The organism is Puniceicoccaceae bacterium (genome assembly GCA_040224245.1).
Taxonomy (GTDB): domain Bacteria; phylum Verrucomicrobiota; class Verrucomicrobiia; order Opitutales; family JAFGAQ01; genus JAKSBQ01.
Genome location: JBEGIR010000062.1, coordinates 1 through 3,166, shown reverse-complemented (window position 1 = coordinate 3,166; position 3,166 = coordinate 1). Strand labels below are relative to the sequence as shown.

The 3,166-nt window shown below is 51.3% G+C and carries 4 protein-coding genes; all 4 read right to left on the bottom strand.

The genetic code is table 11. The features are described 5' to 3' along the window. Positions 1-338: 338 nt before the first annotated feature. On the bottom strand, positions 339-536 hold the full coding sequence (locus ABQ298_09820) for a type II toxin-antitoxin system Phd/YefM family antitoxin (GenBank protein MEQ9824670.1): 198 nt from the start codon (positions 534-536) through the stop codon (positions 339-341). Further along, a complete protein-coding gene (locus ABQ298_09815) occupies positions 533-781 on the bottom strand; it encodes a type II toxin-antitoxin system RelE/ParE family toxin (protein ID MEQ9824669.1) in 249 nt (82 codons plus the stop codon). Before ABQ298_09815 ends, ABQ298_09820 begins: the two co-directional genes overlap by 4 nt. A gap of 576 nt (positions 782-1,357) precedes the next feature. Further along, positions 1,358-2,044: a hypothetical protein gene (locus ABQ298_09810; GenBank protein ID MEQ9824668.1), complete on the bottom strand. Its 687-nt coding sequence runs from the start codon at positions 2,042-2,044 to the stop codon at positions 1,358-1,360. Positions 2,045-2,145: 101 nt separating this feature from the next. Continuing rightward, a complete protein-coding gene (locus tag ABQ298_09805) occupies positions 2,146-2,784 on the bottom strand; it encodes a DJ-1/PfpI family protein (GenBank protein MEQ9824667.1) in 639 nt (212 codons plus the stop codon). Positions 2,785-3,166 lie beyond the last annotated feature (382 nt).

Here is a 3,166-nt window from a genome sequence, read left to right as displayed (position 1 = left end):
GAATTCGGGAGAATTCGGAGCGTCGTTCCAGTTCGAGAATCCAAAATCCTGAATCATTTGCACTGACTGTTTTCATTTCTCTCATTCCCGTGCATTTGTTTGAGGGGTGGTTCAACGTGAGCGGAAGTATCCGGCCCGTGTGGTCTTTTGGACTCTTCTCTTTCTCTCAAGTCTTGGGTGAGGGACGTTCCCAAGGTTCGCTTAGCATGCCTTGAGGCAGATCCTAAGTTACTAGGGGATTCGGGGAAAACCCCAAAAAACAGACAAAAATCTTTATCATACGCGTCTGACCCCCTGCCATCGCCTCGAAAGGCGTTGATAGCTGCGGCTGGAAATGCTTAATCGGAGAGCAGCTCAGCGCGAATATCGCTAAGAGGAGTCGACGGAGCATCTGCCTCCGCAGCCTTGGCTTCTCTCAATTCCTTCAGATCTTCGTAATCCTCCAGATTCTCTTTGATCGCCAAAAACTCTTCGTAGGGTAGGACTACAAATTCTTTTTTTCCATCTTTTTCAATGACTTGTGGATGAATACTCATAAATATGCCTCCTTTCGATGCAAAACACGGTAGATCACAATTTTGTGTTCTTCAATCTCGAACAATACCCGATACTTGCCACTCCGCATCCGATATTCCGGGGTGTGATTTGTGAGTTTTATCACGTCACCCTGCAAACCGTCTTCGAGCAGATCAACACGAGCCAAGATTCGTTCCCTTTCCTTCAACGGGATCGATCTCAGGTCCTTGATCGCCTTTGGTTTGAGTTCAGAGGTGTAATTCATTCTTTTGCATACCGTGAAAGCCTTATGCGATGGTCAGCACGGAGCACTGGCTGGAGTTGTATGGAATGTCGCTAACCAAAGGAGGATTTCAGTGAAAAAGGCGGCCACCTTGGGATTGGAAACTGGCCGGATCGATCCTACTCAGGGTGTGAAGAAAAACTGAATCTTACCTGGGGTTTCACAAGCTGCTGGGTGGCCGTGGAAAAAAGAGTGCATTGGAGGTATTGGGTAAGCGTATTGAGGCTCTGCGAATGGCATCGACAAGTCAATTGCAAAGCTTGTTGGAGGCAGTGGAACAACGTGATCAGATGTATCCGGCCCGTGTTGATTTTTGGACTCTTCTCTTTCTCTCAAGTCTTGGGAGAGGGACGTTCCCAGGGTTCGCTTAGCATGCCTTGAGGCAGATTCGACGAAAACGGGGTTGGGTTGGGCGATGGGTAATCGGTGATGTCAATCGCATCTGTGCCCATCTAATAAATCTGTGGTTTAGAAAGAAAGCATTTGGTCCACGGATTTCTGGATGAAGACAGATGAGGCGATGGTGTTGGGCTTGACGTGTTGCCCGACTGCAGCAGATCAAACCGAGTGGTGGCTGGCGTGCAGTGGTATGGCATACCCGACAAAGGATGGGCTTTGCCATAGGCGATTTCGCAGATTTTGAGCGCTTTTCATGAGTGCTTTCATGAGCGCCTTACGAAAATTTTGGTCCAGCGTTCCCCGTAGGTCCAACATCTGTTCGTTCATCTCTGTCTTGATCGTGCTCTCATTCTCCTGCCGACGCGTTTCAAACGCACGCCTGTTCTTCACTTCTCGGATTGCTGCTGCTAGATCACGAAAAGCCAATTTGGCTTTCAATCCATCGGAATCTCTCAATTGCTGCAGGATGTGGTGTAGCACCCCCACATCTTGGCTAAAGCCCATTTCGATGTCGGTGTCGCAATACTGGATGTAGAATCGAGCGGTGTCCGCTACCGCCAGCAAGATTTCCGGCTCCCACTTTGCCTGGTATCTCAACTTCCACAGATCACGAAAACTGGTGGCGGTACTCATGTAGGCCAGGTCACTCGAAATGACATATTCGTGAATGCGATCACTCTGCATTTTTGGCTGGTACCGTGCCTTGGAGAGTGCCTCCGCTCGGCGTTGGGGATAGTCAGCTGCATTCGGATCGAGAAAATCCCGGTAGAATTCAACGTTTGGGGAGGCCTGCGCAGGCAGTGCGATGGTGAGCAGGATGAAGGGGAACAAGAATAAGGTTTTCATGAGGTTCTTGTGGATGGGTTTGGAGCTTGGGAGCAAACGCATGGATGAAGATGACATCCCGCATTTCCTTGCATGAGAGGATAGTGAGAATGACATCGAAGTCACTGCAAAAATATCGGGATGCACTCAGAATCGGTTGGAGGTGCTTGCGGTGGTGATGCCTTCGCGCGTCCAGTGGAAGTCCATTTGACGAGCAGTGCGTTCAGCAAGATCGAGATGTGAAGTTTGGCAACGAGGTGGAGGCTCATGTCAATGCCAGCGGAGATGCCCGCAGAGGTGACAAGATTGCCATCGTCGACCCAGCGAATGCCTTCGCGAACATCCAGGTGGGGATAGCGTTTGCGAAAGTCGGGAAGGTCTTCCCAGTGAGTGGTGACGCTGCGTCCGCTGAGCAGGCCGGCTTCGGCGAGCAGGAAGGCCCCTGTGCAGACGGAAGCGACGAGGTGAGCAGATTCGGCTTGCTGGGCGATCCATCGAATGACTCCGGGCTTCGTCAGCTCGCCTTCGTGCAGACCCCCGACGACGAGCAACACGTCGAGCGAGGGGTGATTATGAAGGCTATAGGCAGCATTCACACGGTATCCCGCACGTGCGGTGACAGTTCCTCCGTTTTCACTGACCAGAAAGGTGTCGAAGGGGGCTTTGCCATCGTGGAGACGGGAGGCCGTTGCAAAGACTTCAAAGGGGCCGGAGAAGTCGAGGACCTCCGCATTCTCGTAGATGTATATGCCGACATTCATGCCTCTGAGTTTGAGCAGTTCCGTTTTCACTGGCAAGTGGTTTGCGGGGCCGTTGGGTATGTCATCTGCTGACACCGCACAATCCCTGACAGTACTGCAGTTCCGGTTTCAAACGAATGATTGTATTAGATACTGAATCCTGGATTCACAACACACCGTTCGGCAGATGCCGAACTCAAAAACGCTCTGATCCATCAGGACTGCACAAACCCCGACGGGTCGGGGACACAAAACCTTTTTACACCTCCACTAGCGAAATCGGTAGAATCCGGACTCTCCCTCCTCACGCTCCCAAGCTCCCTGTCAAGCGTAGCCGAATTCGGGAGAATTCGGAGCGTCGTTCCAGTTCGAGAATCCAAAATCCTGAATCATTTGCACTGAC

Bases quoted from the DNA above. Each gene is read 5' to 3' on its own strand.
- ABQ298_09820 (MEQ9824670.1), bottom strand. From the start codon at position 536: ATGAGTATTCATCCACAAGTCATTGAAAAAGATGGAAAAAAAGAATTT.
- ABQ298_09815 (MEQ9824669.1), bottom strand. From the start codon at position 781: ATGAATTACACCTCTGAACTCAAACCAAAGGCGATCAAGGACCTGAGA.
- ABQ298_09810 (MEQ9824668.1), bottom strand. From the start codon at position 2,044: ATGAAAACCTTATTCTTGTTCCCCTTCATCCTGCTCACCATCGCACTG.
- ABQ298_09805 (MEQ9824667.1), bottom strand. From the start codon at position 2,784: ATGAATGTCGGCATATACATCTACGAGAATGCGGAGGTCCTCGACTTC.